21 protein-coding genes, 2 pseudogenes and 1 riboswitch are annotated in these 25,882 nt (G+C 42.2%); of the genes and pseudogenes, 5 read left to right on the top strand and 18 right to left on the bottom strand.

Annotated elements, in window-relative coordinates:
- Nucleotides 1–886: 886 nt before the first annotated feature.
- From AC50YL_RS34805 to AC50YL_RS34755, 11 genes and pseudogenes are all read right to left on the bottom strand, one after another.
- The gene (locus AC50YL_RS34805) at nt 887–1,738 is read right to left on the bottom strand and encodes a hypothetical protein (protein ID WP_494837962.1); all 852 of its coding nucleotides are present in this window, start codon (nt 1,736–1,738) and stop codon (nt 887–889) included.
- A gap of 406 nt (nt 1,739–2,144) precedes the next feature.
- Nucleotides 2,145–2,813 (bottom strand): hypothetical protein, encoded by a 669-nt coding sequence (locus AC50YL_RS34800; RefSeq protein WP_494837961.1) that lies wholly within the window; start codon nt 2,811–2,813, stop codon nt 2,145–2,147.
- A 13-nt stretch (nt 2,814–2,826) separates the two neighbouring features.
- Nucleotides 2,827–3,222, bottom strand: a complete 396-nt coding sequence (locus AC50YL_RS34795) for a PadR family transcriptional regulator (protein ID WP_494837960.1) — start codon at nt 3,220–3,222, stop codon at nt 2,827–2,829.
- Nucleotides 3,223–3,305: 83 nt separating this feature from the next.
- Nucleotides 3,306–3,542, bottom strand: a complete 237-nt coding sequence (locus AC50YL_RS34790; protein ID WP_494837959.1) for a hypothetical protein — start codon at nt 3,540–3,542, stop codon at nt 3,306–3,308.
- A gap of 1,114 nt (nt 3,543–4,656) precedes the next feature.
- Nucleotides 4,657–5,142, bottom strand: a pseudogene (locus AC50YL_RS34785) (DUF2199 domain-containing protein); the annotation flags it as partial.
- 101 nt (nt 5,143–5,243) lie between these two features.
- Nucleotides 5,244–5,726 carry a hypothetical protein gene (locus AC50YL_RS34780; protein WP_494837958.1) on the bottom strand — a complete coding sequence of 161 codons (483 nt, stop codon included), beginning with the start codon at nt 5,724–5,726 and terminating at the stop codon, nt 5,244–5,246.
- 799 nt (nt 5,727–6,525) lie between these two features.
- Nucleotides 6,526–7,116: a GNAT family N-acetyltransferase gene (locus AC50YL_RS34775; RefSeq protein WP_494837957.1), complete on the bottom strand. Its 591-nt coding sequence runs from the start codon at nt 7,114–7,116 to the stop codon at nt 6,526–6,528.
- A gap of 156 nt (nt 7,117–7,272) precedes the next feature.
- Nucleotides 7,273–7,434 carry a hypothetical protein gene (locus tag AC50YL_RS34770; protein WP_494837956.1) on the bottom strand — a complete coding sequence of 54 codons (162 nt, stop codon included), beginning with the start codon at nt 7,432–7,434 and terminating at the stop codon, nt 7,273–7,275.
- A gap of 269 nt (nt 7,435–7,703) precedes the next feature.
- Nucleotides 7,704–8,090, bottom strand: a complete 387-nt coding sequence (locus AC50YL_RS34765; RefSeq protein ID WP_494837955.1) for a DUF6756 family protein — start codon at nt 8,088–8,090, stop codon at nt 7,704–7,706.
- Nucleotides 8,091–8,260: 170 nt separating this feature from the next.
- A complete protein-coding gene (locus AC50YL_RS34760) occupies nt 8,261–9,070 on the bottom strand; it encodes a copper amine oxidase N-terminal domain-containing protein (RefSeq protein WP_494837954.1) in 810 nt (269 codons plus the stop codon).
- 216 nt (nt 9,071–9,286) lie between these two features.
- Nucleotides 9,287–9,712, bottom strand: a complete 426-nt coding sequence (locus AC50YL_RS34755) for a hypothetical protein (protein WP_494837953.1) — start codon at nt 9,710–9,712, stop codon at nt 9,287–9,289.
- A 465-nt stretch (nt 9,713–10,177) separates the two neighbouring features.
- Between AC50YL_RS34755 and AC50YL_RS34750 the strand changes: the two genes are divergently transcribed.
- Complete coding sequence (locus AC50YL_RS34750) at nt 10,178–11,893, top strand: ABC transporter ATP-binding protein (RefSeq protein ID WP_494837952.1); 1,716 nt, start codon at nt 10,178–10,180, stop codon at nt 11,891–11,893.
- Between the two features lie 216 nt (nt 11,894–12,109).
- On the opposite strand, the pseudogene AC50YL_RS34745 reads toward AC50YL_RS34750, so the two are convergent.
- The 6 genes and pseudogenes from AC50YL_RS34745 to AC50YL_RS34720 form a co-directional block, all read right to left on the bottom strand.
- Nucleotides 12,110–12,418: pseudogene (locus tag AC50YL_RS34745) on the bottom strand (phosphotransferase); the annotation flags it as partial.
- A gap of 120 nt (nt 12,419–12,538) precedes the next feature.
- The gene (locus AC50YL_RS34740; protein ID WP_494837951.1) at nt 12,539–12,868 is read right to left on the bottom strand and encodes a DUF4267 domain-containing protein; all 330 of its coding nucleotides are present in this window, start codon (nt 12,866–12,868) and stop codon (nt 12,539–12,541) included.
- Nucleotides 12,869–12,975: 107 nt separating this feature from the next.
- A complete protein-coding gene (locus tag AC50YL_RS34735) occupies nt 12,976–13,563 on the bottom strand; it encodes a TetR/AcrR family transcriptional regulator (RefSeq protein ID WP_494837950.1) in 588 nt (195 codons plus the stop codon).
- Nucleotides 13,564–13,600: 37 nt separating this feature from the next.
- Nucleotides 13,601–14,509: an SDR family NAD(P)-dependent oxidoreductase gene (locus tag AC50YL_RS34730; protein WP_494837949.1), complete on the bottom strand. Its 909-nt coding sequence runs from the start codon at nt 14,507–14,509 to the stop codon at nt 13,601–13,603.
- Nucleotides 14,510–14,827: 318 nt separating this feature from the next.
- Nucleotides 14,828–15,193 carry a hypothetical protein gene (locus tag AC50YL_RS34725; protein ID WP_494837948.1) on the bottom strand — a complete coding sequence of 122 codons (366 nt, stop codon included), beginning with the start codon at nt 15,191–15,193 and terminating at the stop codon, nt 14,828–14,830.
- A gap of 152 nt (nt 15,194–15,345) precedes the next feature.
- Nucleotides 15,346–16,410, bottom strand: coding sequence for a DUF4037 domain-containing protein (locus tag AC50YL_RS34720; protein WP_494837947.1), 1,065 nt, complete (start codon nt 16,408–16,410; stop codon nt 15,346–15,348).
- A gap of 2,463 nt (nt 16,411–18,873) precedes the next feature.
- Between AC50YL_RS34720 and AC50YL_RS34715 the strand changes: the two genes are divergently transcribed.
- The 4 genes from AC50YL_RS34715 to AC50YL_RS34700 all read left to right on the top strand — a co-directional run bounded on the left by AC50YL_RS34715 (nt 18,874) and on the right by AC50YL_RS34700 (nt 22,545).
- Nucleotides 18,874–19,674: a ParA family protein gene (locus AC50YL_RS34715; protein ID WP_494837946.1), complete on the top strand. Its 801-nt coding sequence runs from the start codon at nt 18,874–18,876 to the stop codon at nt 19,672–19,674.
- Nucleotide 19,675: 1 nt separating this feature from the next.
- Nucleotides 19,676–20,374, top strand: a complete 699-nt coding sequence (locus tag AC50YL_RS34710) for a hypothetical protein (RefSeq protein WP_494837945.1) — start codon at nt 19,676–19,678, stop codon at nt 20,372–20,374.
- A 195-nt stretch (nt 20,375–20,569) separates the two neighbouring features.
- Nucleotides 20,570–20,893 carry a hypothetical protein gene (locus tag AC50YL_RS34705; RefSeq protein WP_494837944.1) on the top strand — a complete coding sequence of 108 codons (324 nt, stop codon included), beginning with the start codon at nt 20,570–20,572 and terminating at the stop codon, nt 20,891–20,893.
- A gap of 311 nt (nt 20,894–21,204) precedes the next feature.
- Nucleotides 21,205–22,545, top strand: coding sequence for a hypothetical protein (locus AC50YL_RS34700; RefSeq protein WP_494837943.1), 1,341 nt, complete (start codon nt 21,205–21,207; stop codon nt 22,543–22,545).
- 1,683 nt (nt 22,546–24,228) lie between these two features.
- On the opposite strand, the gene AC50YL_RS34695 is transcribed toward AC50YL_RS34700, so the two are convergent.
- Nucleotides 24,229–24,612, bottom strand: a complete 384-nt coding sequence (locus AC50YL_RS34695) for a DUF2750 domain-containing protein (RefSeq protein WP_494837942.1) — start codon at nt 24,610–24,612, stop codon at nt 24,229–24,231.
- A gap of 907 nt (nt 24,613–25,519) precedes the next feature.
- A riboswitch (cyclic di-GMP riboswitch) is annotated at nt 25,520–25,613 on the top strand.
- The last annotated feature ends 269 nt before the right edge of the window (nt 25,614–25,882 follow it).

The following is a 25,882-nucleotide window of genomic DNA, read 5'->3' as shown; positions in this document are numbered from 1 at the left end:
TAACGACCGATTGCAAGCAAAACTAAACGGCCTTAGTCCGATGGAATACCGGAACAAGGCCGCCTAGTTACTTATATTATTTCCACTGTCTACTTGACGGGGTGCAGTTCAGTCGTAGACTGCCTCTTGTTATTGAGCTATCGTTCTCCGTTAGCGCAATAAATCATTGCTTAGCATATGTTAAGGAACGCTTTAAAAGTTTTAACTGTTTTTTTGTTTTTTTATACGCCTATCCTGCTTTCCAATATCACGAATAAAGTCAGAAGACCGGCCGTAACCGTAGATTTAATGGGAATCGTCTATGCGTCTTGGATTACGGTGAATGCGCCGAATGATCGTTACTACTTCGGCGTTCACTGGACGGCGGGACAACATTCGGTCCGCCGATTATCGTCTCGGCCGTCGACCCGGTTCCATTGGTGCTCCCGGTGCCCGGCTATGGCTTCAGGGTACTGACTTACCCGAGCATAACCTGCGACCGGTCTATCGGGCCGAACACCGGCGCGGTCTATGCCGTATGGCAGGATAACCGTCAAGAATACACCGATATCTTCATGTCGAAATCGACCAATGAGCGAGCGATTTAATGCTTTATTGCTGTGTCGAACTGAACAAAGATCATCTTCACCAAACAAAAAATCCGGTTTATGGAAATATTGGAATCCCGTTATGGTTCCTATCTAGCCCCAACGTATCATCCACGCTCTGTCGTATGATCCAAATAAGGGCAACCTATGAATTAGAGGGGATGCAAAAAACGGGACAGCTATCAGAATCAGCTGTCCCGTTTTTCATGTTTTTATAGAAAGCTTTGTACTCACGGAGGCTTTGTTCAGCAATTTGAAACTAATCTACGAATAATCGAGCCATCCAAATATGCATCAATTTAGCTCGGGATAGATTGACCATGTTCATGTCTCTCTTCACTTGCCCGCAGATCGTAAGAAGTTCTACTATCGTCCACGTTCGCATTCTCTGCGTCACGTTTCTCCGATTCTAGCGTCGCCTTGTGATGCTCAAGCAACACTTTACCGAGCGTCGTAATCATGACCATCGGCACGATGAAGAAGTAACCGAAAAACTTAGCGAGGTCCTTGTATTCGTCTCCTAAGCCGAGTGACGAATACTTGAAAGTGATGACGTAGTTGACGTATACCGTCAGCAAGATGCTGAAGAAGGCGTTCCACTCCAATGCGACTTTAACTGTCAGATCGGCGTCGCTGTTTGATTTTATCCGATAATTCGTCCGGTTCAGCTTCAAATAGAGATAAACGTTAACATATCCACTCAGAAATGTCTGGGTGCCATAAAACACCAAATTATGCATGATGTTGGCGTCCATTCGAATGAAAAACATTTCCGTAATTGCGCCACACATTATGGGCATTAATGTGAAGAAGAGCAGTCCGAAGAGATACGACCCTGTTGGAAAATACGTTCCCCAATGTCCGCTACCCAGCCATTTGGGTTGAAAGAAGTTCTTCGCGAAGAAGTATCCTAAAGCGATAACGATCCCATTCATCACCAAACACGCCATGACGAGTTTTGGTTCATGCTCGTACAGGACAGCAATCGTTCCGATAATGAGTACGATCAAAATTGGAAACCGCAACCGGACGATTTCCCTTCCGTGCGGATAGACTTTGTCGCACTCGCCTCGCTTGCATGCTTCACACACCGCCCAGTAAGGCGTACGACGAATCGTAAATTGCTGTTCTGTCTGACCAATTGGGTTCATCAAAGTGCCCCTTCTGCAATATGAAAATAATTGTGGCTTGTTGATGTAGCGATAAAGACTAATGTTTTTTGCGCTTTGAATCATTTACTATCATCAAACTAGAACTAAGGGTTACTGCCCCTTCGATACGGTTTTAAACTATATTCGAATACATCTTGTTGCCATTTCGATGATCGAGACGTGACGTTGTATCCATTGCGCTGTTCTCGAAAAACCTGGGCAGTTATTCCAATTCCCAGGCGCTTAGTACCTCACATACTTTCATTGCTTCAATAGCCCTGCGGTGCTTGAATCGAAGATCATCTTCTCAAACGGATCTTCATGATGCAGTCAAGCGGTCAGCTGAGGCGATATCCTGCTTTTATTAATAATTTTTTCGCCGCCTATCAGTTCGATCATAAAATCGTTATGTGGAAGAATACCTGAGCAAAAAATCCTCGAGGACCTCAGCCGGCACTTTTCGTTTGTAATGATTCGGAATATGTTCAAAACAATAGGTCATCCGTTCGCGGCTCAAATTCGGGATATGACCAAGCAGCTCCCATTCATCCCGGGTGAGTTTCCGGCCGCAATTTGCAAATACACATTTCCGATCTATGATGGCAGCAGACTGCTGCGTAAAGTCTGTTTCCTCCGGCGGTTCACCATGAAGCAGATGCCGGAGCGCGGGATTGCCGCCCCAGTCTTTTGAATTATAAGGAGCTAGATCCCGCCAGCCGATCTGCCAGGTATCCAGTGCATCGCGGACGGCTTCGTTTGCTGCCTGGTCAACGGCAGTCGACAGCTGTTTGATTTTTCCGCTCCCGTCGGCATGAATCTCCGAAAAGCCGATCCCATCCCGGTAGTGCAGCCCGATCGTTACCCGTGCGATGACCTTTACAAAGCGGTGGGGAACGTTAACTTCCACGTCTCGGATTTCCCGGTCCCATCTGCTCTCAGTGGCCGATTCCACGCGGTCGGTATAGATCTGATTGGGAATATAGGCTCGTCCATTGTCCTCCCGCTGCCTGACAGTTCCCTGGGGGAAGCGGGCTTTGATTCGCTCAATCACGTCCTGGTAATTCAGTTCCTCCATACTCCCGCTCCCCCTATTTTAAATGCATGCTGCCAAACTTTTGAATATAGGTTTCGAACTGGTCGTAGACCCGCTTGGCCCGTTTCACCCGGTCCGGAAGCTCCCGCAGCATCAGCTTAAAGTACGTCACGCCGGAATCCGTAATTTGGTAATACCGGTTGTACCGGTTGTCACCGTCCCAGTGGCGCGTAACATGGCCGCTCTCTGCGAGGGCCTTCAGCCGGCTGCTGAAATAGGCATCATTAACCCCGACGCCGTCAAAGGTCTGCGTAATAAACTGCTCCATTTCACTGTGGTATCGCTGACCGTTAAGCAGATCAGAAAGCACCATAAAATCAATGACCTGCTGTACTTTCACAACCTGGCCGAAAGATTCCGTCTTTTCGATGGGATGTTCATTTCTCGGCAAAGTGACTACCTCCTCGACAGCTGATTAATAGAGGGCCTTAACAGACAGCGGACACAGCACGGCGTGAGATCCCCGGATCCGTTTCAAGCAGTGTTGCCGTCCAGCGAAGCATCACTTGCTGCCGGCTCAATCTCACCGCCCTGAAGGACACCAAGTTCATCTAAATACACATAATGACGGGTTATGCTGTGCTTATACGCATAAACGCCGTTCTCCAGATACATGAATACGTAGCAGTCAGTCAGCCTCTCCCGCTCCGCTGCAGAAAGCCCCAGCTTAGCCACCGCTCGGAACAGCGGTTCAAATTCAGCATTTTTCATCCAACCAGCCCCCCTGTTAATAGCGCACAGCGAACAGGCATTCCTGTTTCCAATCACATCTTACCACAATATGGGTTTCTTCGATATACTTGTTTTCACTCTTGTAAACCACTCTCGTCCCCGCTTTTTTTCTTCCTATTTAGCCCCTTTATACCCATCCTTCCCTGTCCGCTGTATCTAGGTTCGAGTCCAGCTACAGAACTCCAACTCTGCAACTATATTCGTATTTATTTTTTGCTCTTCTACTTATCCAGCTGCAGATCACTCCCCTGCTCCTTTATCCGTATCTAGCTGCAGATACCGAATGAATGAGGGGCCGGCGCGCTGCGCGAAAACCGGGTTATAAATAGAACTAAACTGATGGTAAATAATGCAATACAATGAGGTGCCAGTCCGCTTAAGCCCTGCTGGTAACATCTGGTTGTCGAAGGTTAGAAGAACGGAACTAAAAGAGAAGCTCTGCAGCTTCTAAAAAGCGGCCGAAGAACAGGCAGGTACGCAGGAACTATCCAGGAACAGACGATCGATCGACAAGGAGATTCTCAGGCGCGTCTGCAGCAGCAGGCAGCAGAACCCGCAATAGTCTGCGCGTGCGGCGAATATAAGGGTGTAAACAAGTATATTAAAAACAAGCATGAAAGCTTTTAAAAATGAAGCACTAACCTGGATGTATGGTATCTGCGCGGTTCGTTTTAAAAACGTCTTACTCCGAGAAAACAAGGATTAGACTGTCCCGAAAACGAAACAGCAGCGGCCATGGACGTATGTCCTGCACTGCTGCTGTTTTATTGAGCCATCGAATCCGTTATGCTTTTCTTGGTGCTCTAATCCACTCACTATCTTCATTATCTCGCCATGCTGTCCAGCCCAGCGGAAGATCGGAAAGTTGTGTCAAGCTTGGATCCATGTTAACCATCTGTTTTAGTGATATCAGACGCGCTTCTTCTTCTTTTACATCACTGCCATCGAGGAATTGCCACTCGCCATCTTCCTCGTCATGGGTTACATACAACACTGGACTCTCTCGCTTTATGATATTCTCTAAGGTAACGACTGCCGTATTTTCCGGATCTCCAAATGACCATGGCTGGCACCTCATATTTTCACAATGCTCTTCAGCAATTACTTGTACACGTTCGATCGTCATTCCATTTCGAGATTCTACCGCCAGCGGATGTTCTGTTGGTTCGAGTTCTATGTATGGTCTAACACCGTCCAGTCTGTGATAAACCTTTGCCTTTAAATTTAAGGTATCAGGATAACAAGGTAAAGCAGTAGAAAACCATCCAAGCATTGGCTCTAATAATACTGGTTTGTGCCAATGCTCTTTTACTTTCCTATAATTAGCTTCACTTAACGATACCCACACCCCCCAAATGAACTCCTGCTTTGTCCCTATTATTGGGATTTCAATACACCCTCGTATGAAATAATGCTCGTTGTCCATTACGCATAAGTCTTCACTCAATTGAAACCTTTGTTCTCGTTCTTCAGGAGGCGTAAATTCGTAATAAGCTGGCGCTAAGGTTCCATAACTGGTTGGAAGTTCATCGTGGTATTCTCCACAGCAGCTGCAGGTGTATCCCTTGATAGTATTCATTCAGATATCCCCCAGTAAGTTGAAAACGGAGCTCCATAATGCAGGGAGGCTGCATTATTTGTACGCTGCCATCACTTTGTTTATTGACCTATCGTTCCCCGTTAGCTGAATGAATCAGGTGCCGCTGAAGAAATACCATCTCCGGGAGTAGCCACGACAAACCATTTATTGCCGGTATATCCTATGCCATCTCCTACTTGCCAACACTCGTATTTTTTATGGTGTCCATTTACAAAAAGAGTTTTTCCAGACTCAAATTCAATATGTAGATGTGGAGAAATTTGGCCAAGGTTTATATTGGCTATTTTTTCTCGCCGTAGTTCAAAAATCAATTTATACTCGTCTTCTTCCGAAAGCTCACTCATTTCGTCTTCGGAATTCGGAAAATCATGCTTGTCTTTAGGAAACACTCCCCATCTTGATTCAATATTAAGCCAAAGTTGGTCTGGAGAATGATGATTATAGTGTTCAAAGCGTAATAAAAGCGCAGCTGGACCTAACCCGAATTTCACGCCATCTAATTGACTGCCTATAAATATATGTGAAAGAAGTTTTTCTGCGAACTCTTTGTGTTCAGCATTCAACTGTATCCCCCCTGTGTTCTTATCTCTTCTTAGTACTACCAAAAAGGATCCTGTTCATTTATCCTACCAGTTAGCGCAACGACGGCAGCCGATCGTTGTGAGGTCGGCACCGTCGTGTCATGATTGAGCTATCGTGCCCGTTAGTTCAATAGTTCTTCTTTAGAAAACCAAGAAAATCATCAAGTACTTTCTTTGCCAATAGGAAATGCTGCGTCTCTAACTGTGTGTACAAAATAAGTTCTAAGTCATTATCCAGTTCTTGAAGTCTAGATGAATAATCGTGTATTTGCTTATCGGGCATTAGTGCAGTATTCAATCTACTTTGCAGTTCGGCTATCCCGAATTCCTTTCTCATAAAGCGTTCCACCAGAATCTCTAAATGTTGGTAATTAATTTTCCTCACCCTATCTAAAGTATCCACAGTATCTTTATTGGACTAATGTTTCCCATTAGTTTAATCTTCGGGGTAGTCTTCAGGTGTCGACAAACGAATTAACGCCTCTCCTACTGCATCTTCTATGCTTTCTAAAGAATAACCTAAATACAAACATCTCTCGCGTACGTGATTTATGCTAATATTGTAAATCAACAATCATAAACATTATTCGATTTAGTAGCGGTGTTGAAGGATCAGGTCTCCATCCCATTTCAGGTCCACCTCAATATTTTTCATGGGAGTATTCTTCGACGAAATGATTGAACAAACCTGCCCGTTAGTTGAGCGAAGGCAGCTGATCATTTTCACTGACAGGCTGCCTTCGTGTTTTTTTGAGCTATCGTGCCCGTTAGCGGAATCAACTCATGTATTTGGATAACCATACTTCCCATCTTCCAAGCGAACCTTAGCATAAATACAATTGTCTCTAAGCTCACCAACAGGATTGATGAAGTTTTTAATTAATACAGCTTCGAGATGGTATCCACATCGATCAGCAACCATACGGCTTGCAGTATTTTTGGTATCACAGAGTATCTCAATGCGATTAGCATCAAGATAATTAAATGCAAAATCAGTCAATCCATTAACTGCTTCGGTCATATAACCGTGTCCTGATGAAGATTTCCTAATCCAATATCCAATTTCGAATTTACGCACATTCCAGTCTATCCTAACTAGTGCACACGTTCCAACAAATGCTCCTGTTACTTTGTCCAGCATGTAAAATATGAAATTATCACGAAGTAGGAAATTCGCGCGATTTTTACGAACGTTTGCTTCAGTCTCTTCGACTTCTGGAACGTGGTCAGCCCAATTCATCCATTCATTTAAAGCCTTAAATGACTCCCTGATTGCTTCGTTAATCATAAGCCCGTCACCAAATAAAGGAGCACGTATCAAGAGTCGTTCCGTTTCAAAATGCTCTGGGACGTCTAGGAGAATAGGTTTCACAATATTACACCTCCAAGTTTCTTAAAAACTTATCTAAGTTGCGTATTCCTGCCCGTTAGCATAACGACGGCAGCCGATCGATCTGAGGCCGGCTGCCGTCGCGACATGATTATGCTATCATTTCCCGTTTTTTCAATGAATCCGGAAGCATTGTTCCTAATTTTTTTCTAATATAACAAGTGAATAAACTGTTAGACCCTCACCACCTGACATAGCACTCTGAGATACAACCTTCCATTCCTCTTGTAAAAGCTGATTTAAATCACTTAAGTTATTCTTTTTCTCGTTAAAATAATGAACTACAATTGCCTTTTGCATAAATACACCTCCAGACCATTTTATCATAAATTTTATTCCATTATTCTTCCAATTAGTTCAATGGACTTCTCAAAAAAGTAGCCGTGCGCTAGTCCATAACACCTTTAACTTATATGTGCGCATATTCTTTAGTACATTCACGTTGTAAATGGTGTTTCATTCGTTATATAAAATGAAGGAACACAGGCGGTTATTGAACTACCGTTCTCCGTTAGCTTAATTGAATATTCTTTAATTTATGTATCATGTCACCTGTACCAATTAAAACTTCATGATGATTTTCGCACAACAATGTAAAACTCATATCTTTTGGTATTCTGAATTATTTTTTGTACTGCTCTTATTGTCCCCTCATAAACCCAGTGTTTAATTTTGTATTCGTCTTCTTCAACTACAAACCAAATCAGTTCATCAAACGGAATTAGTTTATCTAACAATGCATAAGGCTTAACTTCAAGGTTATCCAGCCTAAAAGCTTCCACTTTAAGCCTTGTCCAGGCCCAATGCAGTGAATGGGGATATTGAACGAATTGATTCATTGTATTTATTAAAATCGACTCCCATTGGTCTTTCTGAACTTCTCGGAAATCTCTTTCCAATATGCCTAATTGTTTGCGAGCTTCTTCAATTTCTTGTCGTAAAGTACGAAAACTCACTCCATACACCTCATCTTCTGTCTAAAGTATTCGTAATATGAGCAAATTCTCCTGCCCGTTAGGGCAAAGACGGCAGCCGATCGCTCTGGACCGGCCGCCGTCATGTCATGATTGAACTATCGTCTCCCGTTAGTTCAATGAAGAATGTTAATCCATAAATAATGCGCAACCTATGCCCGAATTCTAGGGAAGTAAAAAACGTATTCGACTTCACTAGTGTTTTTGTTATTTGTCGTGTATCGCTGCTCCACGATTCCGCCTTTTCCAACCTTTAAATCCTCAGTAACATCACTTAAAACTTGTTGTATCTCATTGTTTGAAACTACCCATACGCCGCTTTTAACATCTTTAAAGTTAATTTCCCCTCCCAAGATGTTTCTCGACTTTATATGCATTTCGATTTGCTGCTGCTTGTTCTTATCAAAAGTAAAGGATGTTGGAAACACACCATAATTCTTGTATTGTTCTTCATCATTGCTTCTCATTTCATTGATCTCTTTCAGCACACCTCGCTCCAGAAATCGATCATCTTCAATTGTGATAGTGTTCTCTGTTCCATACCCCATGTCTAGGACGGATGTACGAATCTGGAATGCGTCTGCAACTGATTTGAGCGGCAAAAAGAAACTGTTGTTTTTTAACACGGGTACCGTATCTAGTTTGAATTTTTGGTCATTTATTTCAATAATTTTAGAATTCACTGTTAACTTTAGGGAACGGTTAGCTTCAGTGATTGTCGCCGTTTTACTCGCCACATCATAGGTTGCTGTTCCTCCGAACAACTTCGAGAATGTCCGCATAGGCACCATCATGCGATTATTATCATCAATATATGGTGCTAGAGGGGCGCTAGAAAGTAAGTAATAACCATCGATATTTAAGAATGTTGAACTCGCACTCGCTTCTGATACCTTTGGATTGAAGGCTAAAAAGATTAACAGGAAAACCACGGCTGCAAGAAAACTTTTAGTGTATGCCATTTTGTTTCACTCCTATAATATATTTAGAATTTTTCCTTTACTATACATTTGACGTAGCGTGTTGTAATTTGTTGCGTTGCGCATAATAGCACTAAGCATATTTGTATAGTTATGGAAGTATTCTGCCCGTAGCTGAATAGGCTGCCGATCATGCCGGCAACCTGGAGTCGTTAAGCTATCGTTCCTCGTCGTAAATGACATGAGAAAACCTGTTTTCTATTTATTGTTCACTTTATAAACCCCTTTGTTGGGGGTAATTGTTAACAATGTATTGCATAACACCTTCTGATTATTCCCATCTATTACAGTTAAGCTTATTGTAATGGTTTTTTTAATGTCTTCAACCTTTCCATCTTTAACTGTACTCCATAACACAGATTCACCTTGATTTTTAACATTTTTTCCGAGAGAAGCAGAATTACTTAAGAACTCTCCTTCTTCAGTAGACCAATCATACTCTAAGTTAAGATAGGTTTTATTGGATTGAAAATTTGGTGTCATATTAATTCCTCTTGCGATAGAAAGCTCGCTCATATACAAATTTCGGTCTGTAATAATGTCAACTGTATTATTCACTTTTTCACATGCAACGAATATTAACAATATTGCTATAGAACATAAACAAAACATCAATTTTTTCATATTAATCACCTTAGTTTATTTTTACCACCTTTAACTTATTTCGCATAAAATAGGACGCTTGAAATAAGTTAATCGTTGCGTTAAACTGCCCGTTACATCAATGAAAAGAGGAGCAAGCTGCCGCGGCAGCTGCTCCAAGTTTCTTTGAACTATCGTACCCGTTAGCGTAATGATCTAGCCTTTATATTACGGTTCGCCTCCATCATGTAAATTCATAAGTTGTGGACTTTACTTTTTCTTAGTCTATTCACATGGACAAATCCTTGGTGATACCATCAATTAGTAAGAATCGGTTAAAAAGGAGAATCTGCAGTATGCTGCTCCTCACTCTCAACTAAACCGAAGTGTCTTGAATAGCGTTGGTACACGGGATGAGTAAACTTGTCCGTTAAGGCAGGTTTCTTTAGGTGTGCTTTTGTCTATCGACGTCGGTTAGGTCCTTGTAAGTCATTAGGAGGTGAGGTCTTGATTCGCCGTTTTTTTGCCTATTATTCGCCGTATAAGCGGTTATTCTATATGGATTTTATTTGCGCCGTAGTCGCCGCGCTGTTCGAGCTCGCATTTCCGCTCGCAGTGCAATGGATGATCGATACGCAGTTGCCGAGCCGCAACTGGCCGATGATCGTGCTGATCTGCATTGGTTTGCTCAGCTTGTACCTGATAACGACGGGGCTAAATTTTATTGTTGGCTACTTCGGACATAAACTGGGCATCAACATCGAAACCGACATGCGCCAGCGTATGTTCGAGCACATGCAGAAGTTGTCATTCCGCTTTTTCGATAATTCGAAAACAGGCTTGCTTATTTCACGGCTGACGAACGATTTGTGGGAAATCGGGGAGTTGGCGCATCACGGACCGGAGGAGATGTTTATCGTGCTCATGACGTTCGTCGGGGCGTTAGGCATTATGCTGATGGTTAATTGGGAGCTTGCTCTCATCACGATTATTACCGTGCCGGTTCTCATCTGGCTCATCTTATATTTTAGCAAGAAGCTGCACGATGTCGCTGGGAGCGTGAATTCCCGTATCGCCGACATTAGCGCCCGCGTCGAGGACAGCGTTTCCGGCATTCGCGTCGTCAAGGCGTTCGGCAACGAAGCGTACGAGATCGAAACATTCCGCGAAAACAATAAGCGATTACGTCTTGCAAAGCTGCGATCTAATTTGGTGATGTCGTACTATGCATCGGGCATGTACCTGATGACTCGGCTTATTTCCTTGCTTTCACTCATTCTAGGTGCATGGTTTACTTATGAGGGCAAATTAAGCTACGGGGAGCTTATCGGGTTCCTTCTATACGTAAACATCTTTTTGAAGCCGATCGAACGAATCAATGCCTTGATGGATATGTACCCGAAAGGGATGGTCGGCTTCAAGCGTGCGTGCGAGCTGCTCGACACGGAGCCGGACGTTAGCGTTGATCCGGCGGCTGTCGATGTACAGAGATTGCGCGGGGATATCGAATTTCGCAATGTGACGTTCGGATATGAGGGACATTCGAAGGTACTACGGCATGTTGATTTGCAAGTTCGTGCCGGGGAAACGATCGCGATCGTCGGTCCCTCAGGCGCCGGCAAGTCAACGCTATGCTCACTCATACCGCGCTTCTACGAGATCGAAGCCGGGGCGCTCCTGATCGACGGGCTAGACATTCGCTGCATGACGCAACGCTCGCTGCGCAGCCAAATCGGCTTCGTGCAGCAGGACGTGTTTCTATTCAATGGGACGATACGTGAGAATATTGCCTACGGGCGACTCGACGCCTCCGAAGCCGATATTTTAGAATCTGCACGGCGCTCCCATTTGGAGGCATACCTAGAGGTGCTTCCGAACGGTCTCGACACCGTTATTGGAGAGCGCGGACTCAAACTGTCCGGAGGCCAGCGCCAGCGCCTGGCGATAGCGCGCATGTTTTTGAAGAACCCGCCGATCCTAATTCTCGACGAGGCGACGTCAGCACTTGACACCGAGACGGAGCAAATCATACAGCAGTCACTTGAAGAGCTTTCACGGAGCCGGACGACATTGATCATTGCACACCGACTGGCCACTATCCGCCATGCCGACCGCATCGTCGTCGTAACGGAAGACGGTATCTCCGAGGAAGGCAACCACGACGAGCTGCTTGCACGGCGCGGCGTTTACGCCAGGCTGCACGAGGCGCAGTTCGGCGGTTAAGTCCTGCCGTAAAATCCGTTAGCTTAATAAAGCAAAGGAGCAGCTGCCGTGGCAATCTGCTCCTTTCTTTTAATTAACTCATTATGGAATCCACTTGAGATTAGTATTCATTTAGTAAACAGAATAACCCCGAAGGCGAATCGTACCTTATCGCGGCCTTTAAACGACAAAATGGTGCCGATAGCCATAGCCCATAGCTGCAACGAAATAATGAGCCTAATCCGACAGTGCCCGCATGATGTTGGATTTCGCCTCTGCCGCAATCGCTTCATTCCTGTCATCGACCGCTTGCATCAAGATCAGTACGGGGATGTAAACCGCGATCAGCCTCGCTTGCAGCTTCGTTTCCTCGTCCGCTCCTCCGTAAGTTTTGAAAAACACGCCGCGAGCGTATGGTGGTAAAAAGCTGTAAGCAACGCTCAAATCGCAAGCCGGATGGCCTACGCTCAGATCGTCCCAATCAATGATGCCGGAAACGATCCCGTTCTCATTCACAAGCATATTTTTGAAATGAAGATCGCCAAGCGTAACGAAAACCGGAGCAGTTACACCGCAAACTCGCTGGGACTCGATCGCACCAATTTCGTTATGAATTCCTTAATGTGTGAGCTCGATGTTCTTCTCGGTATAATAGACAACCAACAACTACTCCATATACAGCGGAAACAATATGGATCCAAGAAGGCGTTTTATCTGTTGCAATATTGCATCAATCGTTGGCATTAGAATGGAAGTAAACATCGCAACAAGTAATGCTTTTCTCATACGAAGTATCATCAAGACGAGTAGAAAGATACCAATAAAAAGGTCACGATTTGCTTTGATGTAAACGAGATCGTTATCCGCGGCGTCGTGAAGCGGTAAACCGTACTCTCGTATCGCAGCTTCTGGCTGGACAAAACCTCTTATGCCTAAATACAGCATTAACAACGTAACAACACCCACGAGCAAAATGTGACTGACTTTGGTCCCCAATAAAGTTTACTCATTCTCTACCTCCATTAATTCATTATCGGTATCGGTTCAGAGCTCAGAGTTATATTTGGGAGATGAAGTGTGGACATCATGAACAGGCGCAATCTTCATTTCGTCAAAATGCCCAGCAGACGGTCAACCTCCTGTGTCCAGTCGATTCCGATTGCCTTTGCATCTTGAAGCATCAGACCGGTTACAACCGAAAGAAACAGAATCAATCTCCTATAGGGATCGCCCTCCGCGAATTGTCCTTCCTGCTGCCCCCGGACTAAGATAGGTATCATCAACTCGATTGTTTCCCGGGGGGAATATCGCTCGATTGCTTCCTTAGCCCTTTGTGGTACTCCTTCCGACTTTTGCGCCTGCTGAATAAGCAAGAAATAAAGCTTGTGGTTCTCGTCTAGCAGCCGAAGCGTGAATGCCCTCAGCTGATCAAGTGGCGAACCTGCTAATTGCCCGATATTCCTAATGGCATCTTGGGATTCTTCGATTGCCTCTTCCACAAGAAGCGAGAAGATTTCGTCTTTGGAATCGAAATATTTATATGTTAAACCTTGGCTGATATCGGCTTCCTCAGCGATCGAGATCATCTTCGTTCCAGCGAGCCCCTTCTCTGCGAAAACTTTTAGCGCGGCTCTTTTGATCTGATTTTTGCGTTCATCAAGTGCTTGTTCGGATTGCGCTTTTCTTGCCATAGTCTACCTTCTTTCCTTCTGTGTGTTGCTGCGATGATTATGCTTCCGATAAGCGAATTTGCAATTCGCTTACGTCCCAAAGTTGTCTCGCTGCTGCCATGCTCCCAGCTTGTGGGGAATGCTTCCCGAATTGCTTATCCGCGTAATAACGTCCGCTTTCCAGGTTCTTCGCGTCGGTATCCGCCAGCCATACTAGCGTCTCCGCACCTTTCTCGGGCGTTCGGGCGAATTTCATCATGGCGGCAGTCGTCATCCGGGCCATCCATCCGTTGTCCCGATTGAAGTTGGTCGCGACGAGTCCAGGATCAAAGCAGTACGCGGCCACATTGGTGTCTTTCAGACGCTGCGCCAGCTCGGCGGTAAACAAGATGTTCGCCAGCTTTGTCTCGCCGTATCGAAAATTAGGACCGCCCTTCAGTTTTCCCAAAAAACTAAAATAACGCTTACCGCTCAAGTCTTCGAAATCGATGCCTTTCATGGCCATCTTATGGCCGTGCGACGACGTCGTAATAACGCGGGCATAATTACTCATCGTAAGTCTATCAAGGAGCAGCGTCGTGAACAAGAATGGCGCGATATGGTTGACCGCCAGCGTCATCTCGATTCCGTCCTCCGTGAGTTTATAATCAACGAACATAGCACCTGCATTATTGATTAGAATATCAATCCTTGGGCATTTCGCTAAAATTTCGTTTGCCGCATGGCGGATCGAGCGCTGGGACGACATGTCGGCGATGAACACGTCTACCGTGATCTGATTGCCGAAGGAAGCCCGGATCTTATTCGCCACCTCTTTCGCTTTGGCTGCATTACGTGCAACGATACCCAAATTCGCTCCTCTTGCAGCTAACTCTTCTGCGGCCGCCAATCCAATTCCGCTCGTCGCGCCAGTAATCACTACGTATTTCCCTCTTAGGTTGCCGTTCGCCTGTAGAATTCCGCTCATTTTGAATGCCTCCAATTAATTAATTGAACAGTTCATTTAATTAAATTATATAATTCATTCATTCATCTGTCAACAGGAAGGATGCTTGTAGCTGAACTCCAAGCCTAGTATCTCCTCTCGCGCACCGGCTCTTCTGCATCCAGCAGCTACAGAAGCCAACTAAGGAATAGCAGCATAGTAAAGGCGCCGATTTCGTTATGAACGAAAGGCGCCCCCAAGTTAAAAGTCCGTTAACCGTGAGAAAGCCGCCGTATATGCCGGCAGCCTCGTCGTGAGTGTGTATTGAGCTATAGTACCCGTTAGTTTAAGAAACACATATTATTTTTCGCCATATTTTCCTTGGGTATCTGCTCTTATATAGCTATTTTCAAACTTTATTGCAATTGATTTATTTGTATCTACACCTGTAATTTCAAAATACTTCGTTCCAACAGGGTACGTATTTGAGAAATTTCCCGAATAGGTACCTTCATTAATTGAATAGTTTGTAACAGTTCCGATCTCTTTCCCTACATTCGTTACTTTGTCAGAGGTAATTCGATAAATATCACTATTGTAAATAACAAACTCATAAGCCCAGGATGCAGAAGAAGAACTTTGAGACTCATATTTCTGTTGTGAGCTACATCCAAATAAAAACAAGAAGCTTATGCATACCGAAACCATAATTGTTAATCTCTTCAAGTTTACTCACCTCGTAAAGATAGACGTGTGAACGTTTTTATTTGTTTCACGGAATTATGTTAAACTGCCCGTTACTTCAACGGACAACGGCAGCCGATCGTATGGCCGGCTGCCGTTCTGTCCATTCAGCTATCGTTACCCGTTAGCGTAATCTACAGCAAGCGTTCGAAGAATGCACGAAATGGGTTTGTCTCGCCAGAAGGTAATTCAAAACGTTCTTGTAGGGCGCGAAAATCAGTGTTGTCGCTGATTTGGTCGATGCCGCCAAACTTATAAGCAGCTAGCTTACGCAAACATGAATCTTCAATCTTAGACACCAATGCTTCTGCAAAACGAATCCCACCGATTACCGAAAAAGGCCGATCGAAGAAGAGATTCACCTTCGCTTCAATTGGTTCGGTCAGCTGCAGATCGTTATGCAGCTGTGCAAGGACTTGATAGGCATTCGCCAGTGCCTGCTCACGCGCTTGCCAATCTTTTGCGTTTTGTGCTGCTTGCAGATAAGGTAATATCCCACTTGAACGCGCAAGTTGCCGGAAGGCGGTTCCGAACCATTTAGGATAAGGGGCATAATGTCGTTCGATTAAGAAGCACAAACTCATTACGTCCCTTATGAGTCGAGATGCAATAAGCGCAGACCCCAGTTCATCCCCGACATACCCTGCCCGGGGCATAAGATGCTCTTCCTGTCCAATACGGTTCCAAATCGCTGCCATCAGAAAAAACCAAACATCCTTTGGATAATAACTTAGGTGCTCACGTGCGGCTGTCAGCTCCCCGAAATCATCCCGGAAGACCGCTCCACCCGTAAGCTCTGACAACGTCTGGGAAGGGATAGTTAACCAGTCGAGCAGTTCCAATCCCTTGAAATTAGTGCAATTGAGTCCTAATCTTCGGCCGAAATAAGCGGTGACAGTGGTAACAATCGTTTGGTCGACATTGAGCGGATGTCCATTAAATGCAACAGGCGCTGACGCATGGAGTGTCGCCAAAATGGCTTCCCTCTGAGACACGTCGGTATCAGGGATAAATATCAGCACACGGGGTCCCCAATCATGGTCGCGAGACATCGGAGTATCATAACCTAGAACTTCGCTGCCTGGGCCGACTAGCGCTGACGCATACAATAATGGAGGGAAAGCAGACGAAAGCCGAGGCACGATATAATTTTCGTAAAACATTTGGCTTAACTGCATACCTGAGGTAGCGTCGCTCATGCTTTGAAGCTCCTTTCAATATGTGAAGGCTTGGGGGTAATTGGAATATTTGTATATACGACTTATCAAACGAATTGTTGCGCTATCCTGCCGGCAGTTGTCGCTTTACTTAAGATGGCTGCCTTCGTAATTTGTTAAATATCCCGCTAGCAAAGTCAACATCTCCTCTCACCAATATCGCTACATTAGAGGCTCCATGCATGAAAAACCAAAACACTATTTTACATTCCATAATCGCCCGTTCGTCTTGGAGCTGTTCCCGCAGGGAATGACATGCAGTTCTTGTCACGAACCAATGACAAGAACTTATGTCATAAATAAAAAAGCTGCGTTTTACGCAGCTTTTCTGGGAATCATGTTCATGTCAACCGACAGCGCGCGATTTACGCGGATTCATTCGGCCAATGCTCTTGTCAAATGACACGTGGGCTTGCTTGCAAGCCCACGCTCCCAAGTAACAACAATTTATGATCTCCTCTTTTACTGGTTGATACTTTAGTGAAGGAAAGCCGCCGTGAACCGGCGCTTGTGTTTGGTGACCTTTTTTCAATAGTTTCCCTTCGGTTTCTGGCCTAACACCATACGTCTAAAGAGGTCTTGGATATGGCTGAAAAGGAGATTACAGCAACAATTTAGCGCCTTACGGGACGTGGTAAATCCGGTCTATGGTGTCTGGAGAGCACTCAAGACCTAGTAGCTACCAGCAATGCGAAATTTATCATTCTTATTTAATTGACTGCTGATTACAGCATTAATGTACTACCTGTAAAATAATTTATATTGTAAAATTTTAAGGATATGAACTGTTTTGTTATTAATCTAAAACACCTTTTTATATTCTGCTTTAGGTCTAGGCATTTTCAATTGAAACTTAGTTCACACATACATTTAACGATCTACCATCTTCATCCTCAACAATTATTCATTGAGGGATATTGGAATTAAATTTTTATGAGTTTGGAGTATCTTTGGCAGCCATTGTTCTTAAGTAAACCAATCTTTAGAATCAGTTTATATTCAGTAGTTATATTCAATATTCATATTCAATAACTGTATTCATGAACATTGCATTTGAAGGTAATTAAATCATACTCCTTATATTTTCATTAAAAGGAGGTGATTATTCTGGCTATCATATCAATTGACTATTCGTATACTAGGCAATACCCTCTCTTTCTTCTAATGTTGATTTCGTTCTCCGCTGCCAAGAGCAACAATACCTATGGAGCTTCAGGTCCAAACAATTATGATTCAGTATATCTACTTCATCACAGCTGCAGACTTCGATTCATAAATAATTTCCAATTATAGAGAGCTCACCAATCAACACAAACAATGTTAGCGACCCACCTCCCCTGGAGTATGAGAACCTAAAAAGTTGATAGTCACATTTCCTTTCAGATGATTGGATGCTATTTTAATATCCTTATCAAAGGAAAATTAATAAATTTGGTTCAAAGACTAATAACATCGCATTTTTACATATCTTATATCCGATATTTATATTCATAGTTAATATTCAATGTTCATGTTTATATATTCATCTCTTTGAACTTGATACTTAACTTTGTTTCACTCCACTTCGCTTGGACTTCGGCTGCCACATTCACTGTCTGATGAACTCTCCTGGATTCGCCAATTTATTATTCATGACTTATATTCATGACTTATATTCATTATTTATATTCATTGTTTGTATTCAAGAATAATTATCAAGGTTTTGAATCATTTATTTTAATTGATGGATATACCAACTATAAATGTTCATGCGTGTTTAACATAATTAACGCGTATTGTTATAATGTTGTATGATTTCTTATTAGTATCTTTAGGTATTAATTATCTTTTAATATCTATATGTATTATGGGTTTTAGGTATATTTCTAATAAAGGATCCGTTTTCGAGTGAAGTAATATTACATATTAATTTTATATTTGTATCTTTTTAAGTGATATGTAACGTATGCATTGAATTATAATAATTTTTTTTCTTATTAATGATTAAAATGTTTAATGAAATATATATTTTTATTTGAAATCTTAAGTATATAAATCTATTAAATGAACGTGTATTAATTGTATTTTATATTATATTTTTTTAATATTAATTAGTATCTTTCTTATGATTATTTAATATGATAATGTAATTTAATTATTAATAATCAATCATGCGTATTTTTATTAAATATATGAACCTGATATATATCTTACAAATTATAATTATATCTAAAAGAATCCGTATTCAATAATAATGAATCTATTCGGTAATATTAAAAATTGATAATAAATAAGAAGGATACCAATTAATCAAGAATACAGCGAGGAAATAGTAAGACTTAATTTTTATAAAAAACATAAGTAAAAAGACTGTGTCTGTAATATAAGCAGGATTCATTGACGCAGAATATAATGGTAGAGTATAATGCATAAAGAGAAATACGGTATGAAAGGTAGGGAAAACCAATGGGGAAAACAATAAGTTTCGGCATCCAGAAAGGCGGCTGCGGAAAGACAACCAGTACAGGTATGATTGCATACCTTATGGCTAAACGAGGTTACAAGGTTCTGGCGGTCGATTTTGATTCGCAGGGTAACCTGACGCAGTTCCTTACCCAAAAAGATCCCTATGATTTTGAAAAAAAAACTGCATTTGAAGCATGCAAACAACGTGACCCACGTCCATATATCTACGAAATAAATGAAAAACTACATATCCTTCCGGCAGAAGATTTTCTAGCGAAAATCGGTACGTGGATTTTTACTGACTACTTAGAAATTTTAAAAAAAGAAGGTAATACGGATCGTTTTGCACCATCAAAGCTTTTACGCAAAACACTGGAGGTCGTAAAAGACGATTACGACTTTATCTTTATCGATCTACCGCCAAATCTGGGGGAACAAACGATTAATGGTATGGCTGCTTCTGACTTTGCAATTGTTGTCCTGCAGTCTGAGCCATTCTGCAAATCAGCTCTTGAACGATATTTAGAGACCCTGGAACACGTTGTAGACGGCGTTAACCCAAATACGCGTCTGTTAGGCATTCTAACGGCTATGATTGATTCCAGGTACTCTATGGCTCAGCACGTGCTTAGTGAAACAAGAGAAGAGTATGGGAGCCTCGTATTTGATACCACAATCAAAAGAAAAGCACGGATACTTGAATACACGTTTGAAGGCATTAAAGACAACACGGCATCAGATAGGGAAGTACAGGGCATGTACAACGCACTGATTGATGAAATCATCACAAGGGTGGGATAAGATGAGTACGAAAATGGAACGATGGAAGAAACTGTCGGGAAGTACATCCGAATCTCCCCGCAACGAAAATAAAGGTAAACTGATTGAAACATTGGCTACCATTCCCGAAGTTGCGATTACAACAGAGGAAGAGGAAACAGCTGTACCAGTAACACCTGAAGCAGTACGAGAAGAAAATAAAGAAGCTTTACAACCGGAGATTGAAGTAGAACCCCCTGTCGAAACAACAGAAAAAGTGACCTTAGAAACAGCGATCTCCGATAATGAGGTGCCTCCCGCCATCGAGAATATAATTGTCGACACTCCAAAAAAACAAGCAAAGGCAGTAGAACATATCGTGCAAACAGAAGAACCAGCTGCGCCGAAATCTCAACAAGCAGTTCCTGTAAGCAGCGGCCTGCTCAATAAAGTCAGTGGTAATGTCCGGCACCTGATTCAGAATAAACAAACGAAAGAAGATACGCACAAACGAACAACGCTGCATATGACATATGAAAACCTTGCTAAACTTGAGATGTTCGATCGTGCCCACGGCGGCAGGATCAAAGGAGAATTTATTAATAATCTCTTGGAAGAAGCCTTCGCAGAATTAGAGCAGGATCCCCGCTGGGCAAGACTTTTAAACCAAGATCTTGATCTGGTCATACAACAGTTGAAAATGACAAACAAAAAAGTGGTAGCTAACTTTTTCGAAGATTAAAAATAACTCATAAGTGTGGATAAACCCTTCTCTTAGCCTAAAAGAGAAGGGTTTTTGTGTATAACTATAAGGTTTTTTAATTCAGGTGCAGTAAAGGACACTTTCCATTGTTTACATATCAAGTTTCGGATGATATAATCCGAATTAGTTGTGAATAACTAGTGTTGTAAACTGCACATAAAGAGGGTTAGCCACATGTCTTTTTTGATTCAATATGCCCCAGAACAACTAGATACAACCGTCAAAATAGAGAAGGCTATCCTAAAAAATTTTAGTAAATTAGGGATAAAGCCAAATGAATTCACGCTATTTGTCTTGATAACCTTCGTCAGCACAGAAGATAAAGAAATGCCAACACAAGAGGAATTAGCTGCTATGCTGGGCGTTCAGGAACGTCAGTTTAAATCGATCATTTCAGAGATGAAAAAAAAGAACTTCCTGAAAGTGAATCGAACGAAGACTGCACAAAAATACGATTTTAGTGGATTAATCCATAAAGCTATGGCACTAGAAAACTAGAGAGGAGGATATCAGACAAAAAAGCACCCCCAATGCGTTGGTAGCGCAATGAGGGTATCAAAAGGGTAAAGCTTATGGGTTTCGCGGCCCAACATAATTCATCTGAAAAGGCTACGAGTCTGATGACTCATCAGCTCTATTCAGCTATAAATTAATTATAGCATATTTCGATGAAATTGCAATGATAAGCGGTTCTATTTGGCATGCATATAAGTGTTATAATCTGCATGTTATTACGCCAAATAACGACCCTAATCTTGCCTAAATCTCCACCCTCCCCCTTTTGATTACTTTTAGTCTGATTAATTGACATGCCAAAAAACCGTAAAATCACCTCCGCTGAATTTAATTATATCAAGCAGCTAAAAACCTACATACCAGCAGTCAACCCCGACGCTTTAAAAGAATTCAAATTTAAAATGATTCAGTCGATTGAGGAGGTCTTTGGAGATAAATGGTTCAATCTTAAAGAAAAAACGAGACAAGCCATTGACTATATTTGTTTCTTGGCAATTGACCGTGGTTTCGTTTATGCAAGTCCGGACCATATTTCAGAGAAGTATGGTATCGCGCGTTCAACCATTTACGAAGCGCTGAAGATCTTACGTGAAGAAGGCATTCTTTACAAAGCTAACCGGTGTTCAAAAAAACAGAATGGCCTCGGCTGCTCAATTCACTTTTTCACTAACCATCCTTATTTCAACCATATCAACGATTATCTTAATCTAGGATGGAAAGCTAGAGAGAAAGCAAATCAGAAAGCTGGAAGTACTGAAAAGCCTAGTGCCGCAATGGATTTCACCGATTCTAGCAGCTCTACCTACTCTTTACCGACTCTTGACCAACAAGAAATGGTTATTCAATCTAATGTCGAAAACCGCACTTTAAAAAAATTTGTTAAATATGTTCCCAAAGAAATCAACGAACTCTATGCCGGCATTTTTAATACAAAGCTGCGATACATTTGGCAGAAGATCACGCAGGCGTACAAGTCTATAAAACAGAACATCTTAACTAAGGCTGATCTACTCACTCTTGGATCAAACGTCATCAAACGTATTTTTCAGGTTTACAAAGAAAGAACTCATAAGCAATACATTGAAATGAGTATGGATGAAATGTGTGCCTTTGCTTATAAGAGTTCACGAGAAGTGTTTTATAATGCACTTGGTGCCATTCAAATGGAGGACTATTCCAATTACGTAGAACAAAGAACGCTTCAGCAGGCAAAACAACAATCGACCCAGATACCAAATATCCAAGAACTAACCATCACTCATAACGCAGCCGTCGATAAAGAAAACAATAATCAATTCAATTTCCGTCAAAAAGCTTCTATTCAACTGGATGAGGCTAAGCGCTGTATTCCCTATCTAGAAAGTACATACTTGTATTCAGAACCAAAAGCTTCGCTGGAAGATCTTCGAGACTACGTCATAACAGCAATTCGTGAAGGCTATGAATTCATTGAAGAACAAATACTACAATTCATGTATGTGAATTATGAACAATTCACTCATCAGCACCATTTAATTTATGACAGTTTAATGCGTACGATGGGACATGAATGCGTCAATAAGATAGAAGAGAATAAAACAACAGAGCTTTTCGTAACTGGAGAGGAGATGTTTCAGAACTATCCGATCAGGTGAGAAGAGTGGATGCCTTCAAAATAATCGCAAGGATAGGTGCGGTACAATTCCTTTTAGGGGACTTATCAAAGCGGTGCCGCTTGAAACTGACGAATGTCCAACCTTTAGACGAATAACGGTATCTTTGACCTTCCTGCAAGTGAGAGCGCTATTCCCCGAAGGCACGTATGCAGGGCAAGGCACGCTCAATCATTTTTGAGGCCGCAACCTAACCGCTGCCGTAATCCGGCTAAACGATCATGGAGTCCACGATGACTGTCGGCCAATGGAACGAATACAAACCGGCAAGGTGCTCGCGATTGGTAATGCATACTTACCCGGCTTATTACGACCGTCCAATTTCTCTATTACGATGAACTTATTAATACGAGACTAGATGGACCCATAGATGCTTTCCTCACCAAAAATCAACGCGACGGCAATCTCGTTCGTTTAACGGTATTCCACGATTACAGCTTGCACAAGTTCCGCAATGATATTGCAGCTGATGCCGCGGACAATACTTAAGTCGTGGAAAAGTTACTTCGTCGGTATCGCGGTATTGCCTGGCAACTATACGATGTATTGTCCTGCAGATCTTAATGAATAATGAGGATCTGCTGATGAAGCAATTATAAATGAATTGGATTGTTTGCTCATTCTGCGAACTCTGGACTAATGAGTTGAATGTTCTCCGCCAATGGTCCTTAACGTAACGAAAGCAGCAGATCGTTCTCCGAGCTGCCTTCGTGTCATAATTGAGCCATCGTAACCGTTAGCTTAATTAGAAATCAGTATTTTGCATCCTCGGCTAGTAAGGATTTGAAATAACAAGGAAATAAATCGAGCATGATTTTCCCGGTTACTCTCAAATGAATAATGAAAGTCCATTCACTCTAACGTAAAGGGAGGGACCAAACCAAACCCTCCACATTAACAATCACTAAGACTATCCAAATTCGCACCATAATAGCCAAAGGGACCATTGATAGCTTCACCAAAGACCAGGTACCACGTCACTTCATCTTGAATACACTTACCATCAATTCCTACTACTTGATCCTTTCCCATTGTATCATCCCTTAGGCCCCTTAAACGGACAACTTGTAACCATGCTCGTTTCTCTTCCAATGAACAGTTTTTCCATTGCCCATAGGTGTTAGGGTTCTCACGTAGTTGATCCCAAACCTGACTTGCTAAAGGTAAAGGTTCTTCCCCAAAATACCCCCCTATAGTAACAGGTGTCTCTTCCAATAATTATAATGGATTTATTTTCACGAGTTGATCCGAACTGAAATAATATCCACCTAGAACCGTATTGTCCTTGCTCAGGAAATTAAGATAGAAGTTTGAAAAAACTATTTTAGGCATGGCCCTGCAAACATCTGAAAGTGTAAAGCTATGTAACATCAGTTGCGAATAGCATTTCTCATCGTTTCTCGACTTTTGTTGTACTGACTCTATCGCATTACAGAAACCCAATACCTGATCAGTGTCATCGTCAACAATCGAAAATTTATAATTCACGGATTCCCTCCAGCAATAAATAACAGACCTTCTTAACCTTCAAAGTAAGATCCCCCGAGTCCGAGTCCACGATCTTAATTTTTGTTCCCATTCCTTATCTCTGGTGAGATTCCGTTCGATGTACATCTTTATCGATATTGTGCATTGCATTGTCGTAATCGTTAGCGTGACGATGGTTCAATACTTTTCAAGTTCCTGCTCTAAATCATTTAGCAGTACTGAAATCTCAAGAACTGCAGAATCATCTCGGTTCCAAAAGATTGATGGCATATGCTGGTCCTCAGCCATATTGGGTAACCAGTCATTAATAAATTCGTCTAATGGGATCCCCTGTGCTTTATAATTTGACCAATCCTCATAAGCGCAGTACTCTGCAAATTCTTTCTTAGGCCAGAATGGAATAAGCAATCTCCCGTTGTCATCTGAAGACATTGCCCATCCGTCATCATATAACCCCCAGACTTCTTCTGAATCAACGACCCTCTTTATAAAGTATTCATACCTAATATTCGAGGGGAGTTTAATAACAGCCTCGAATTCTTGCGGTTTTATCTGGTGCATCGATACTCCTCCTGGATAGAACAATCACTAGTTCTATCATATCACAACACATTAAACTGACCGTTGGTCCAACGCATCGACTAAGTCTATTACTTTATTTTCAATGAACAACGCGAGCTTTGATCGCGAGGTATTTAGACGAACTCATGATGTACGCTAATATTGAGAAATTCATAACTTGTATATGGTCATATTTTTAATCGCGTTGATTTCGTTCCTTCTATTATATACATCAATTTTGACCATATTTTTTGTTATGACTTATAGGGATTTATTGAGCATTTTAAAACTGAAATTATGACTCTGCACACTATTCACTTTGAATGGGGGCATTGTTCCTATTAATAGTCTGACTACAGTGAATGGATCCCATTGAATACAAGATGAATCTATTATGAATTTCGGTAATAAATTGAACGTTTCATTTTAAGACAGAAATCATCAACGATGGCGGATATAAGGAATTATGAAGTACAACAATCAGCAAGCAGTTAGGGGGAGCTGCGGAGCTTGGGAATTTATGATCCAATTGGACTAGGACATTAGATGTGCAAATATCAAGGCCGAAGGTGGCATTTTCACCTATTACGATATCAACCTCATGGTATATAAAATGTGAACTTTTAAAAGTTTTAAATATTTGTACTTGGAAAAATATGTGACAGGTAGTATTATGACTAACAGAGCGATCTAAGGTGCACACAAAGATTGGTATAAATAGGTTGTCGGCAGATTATTATGACTTAAAAAGGTTAAAGTAACATTTTTTATGTAGTATATATTTTAGATAGTCCTTTAGTCTTAGTTTTTTGAAATGACCTGCGTTTATGCAATGAGAAAAAGAATCATTTTAATAATGAATGCACAAAAATAGTCTTTTGTCCTAGTTACCAAAAAACTGTATAAACAACGACAATAGCAAACTTGCTGAAAGGCAAGGACGCAAAGCCACAGGGTCTAAGGTTCGCCAGCAGCGAATGAATGACAGCCTGGCCGCCGAATGTTTCCCTGGTTAAGGCCGGGATCTGAAGCGGCTCCTTAGAGAAGGATGCTGCTTTTTCATTATGACGAGGAGCGTGGAGTGATGACAGGAGTAAGGAGTGGGAATCAAAAAATTCGCTGTATGATTCCCAGCAGCACGAGAAAAACAAAGGGATTATTTATTAAGGCAGGATAAGGCGCGTGTCGCGCAGAGTCTACACATCCCCGGCAAAGCCGGGGAGAATACGCATAAGTAGTGACTACGAAACGGGGCACGGTGTTGTACCTT

The organism is Paenibacillus sp. J22P277 (genome assembly GCF_059383675.1).
The sequence above is the reverse complement of the archived record's forward strand: the minus strand, read 5'-3'. Positions and strand labels throughout refer to the sequence as shown.

Bases quoted from the DNA above. Each gene is read 5' to 3' on its own strand.
- AC50YL_RS34805 (WP_494837962.1), bottom strand. From the start codon at position 1,738: ATGAACCCAATTGGTCAGACAGAACAGCAATTTACGATTCGTCGTACG.
- AC50YL_RS34800 (WP_494837961.1), bottom strand. From the start codon at position 2,813: ATGGAGGAACTGAATTACCAGGACGTGATTGAGCGAATCAAAGCCCGC.
- AC50YL_RS34790 (WP_494837959.1), bottom strand. From the start codon at position 3,542: ATGAAAAATGCTGAATTTGAACCGCTGTTCCGAGCGGTGGCTAAGCTG.
- AC50YL_RS34770 (WP_494837956.1), bottom strand. From the start codon at position 7,434: ATGCAAAAGGCAATTGTAGTTCATTATTTTAACGAGAAAAAGAATAAC.
- AC50YL_RS34760 (WP_494837954.1), bottom strand. From the start codon at position 9,070: ATGGCATACACTAAAAGTTTTCTTGCAGCCGTGGTTTTCCTGTTAATC.
- AC50YL_RS34755 (WP_494837953.1), bottom strand. From the start codon at position 9,712: ATGAAAAAATTGATGTTTTGTTTATGTTCTATAGCAATATTGTTAATA.
- AC50YL_RS34735 (WP_494837950.1), bottom strand. From the start codon at position 13,563: ATGGCAAGAAAAGCGCAATCCGAACAAGCACTTGATGAACGCAAAAAT.
- AC50YL_RS34730 (WP_494837949.1), bottom strand. From the start codon at position 14,509: ATGAGCGGAATTCTACAGGCGAACGGCAACCTAAGAGGGAAATACGTA.
- AC50YL_RS34720 (WP_494837947.1), bottom strand. From the start codon at position 16,410: ATGAGCGACGCTACCTCAGGTATGCAGTTAAGCCAAATGTTTTACGAA.
- AC50YL_RS34715 (WP_494837946.1), top strand. From the start codon at position 18,874: ATGGGGAAAACAATAAGTTTCGGCATCCAGAAAGGCGGCTGCGGAAAG.
- AC50YL_RS34710 (WP_494837945.1), top strand. From the start codon at position 19,676: ATGAGTACGAAAATGGAACGATGGAAGAAACTGTCGGGAAGTACATCC.
- AC50YL_RS34705 (WP_494837944.1), top strand. From the start codon at position 20,570: ATGTCTTTTTTGATTCAATATGCCCCAGAACAACTAGATACAACCGTC.
- AC50YL_RS34700 (WP_494837943.1), top strand. From the start codon at position 21,205: ATGCCAAAAAACCGTAAAATCACCTCCGCTGAATTTAATTATATCAAG.
- AC50YL_RS34695 (WP_494837942.1), bottom strand. From the start codon at position 24,612: ATGCACCAGATAAAACCGCAAGAATTCGAGGCTGTTATTAAACTCCCC.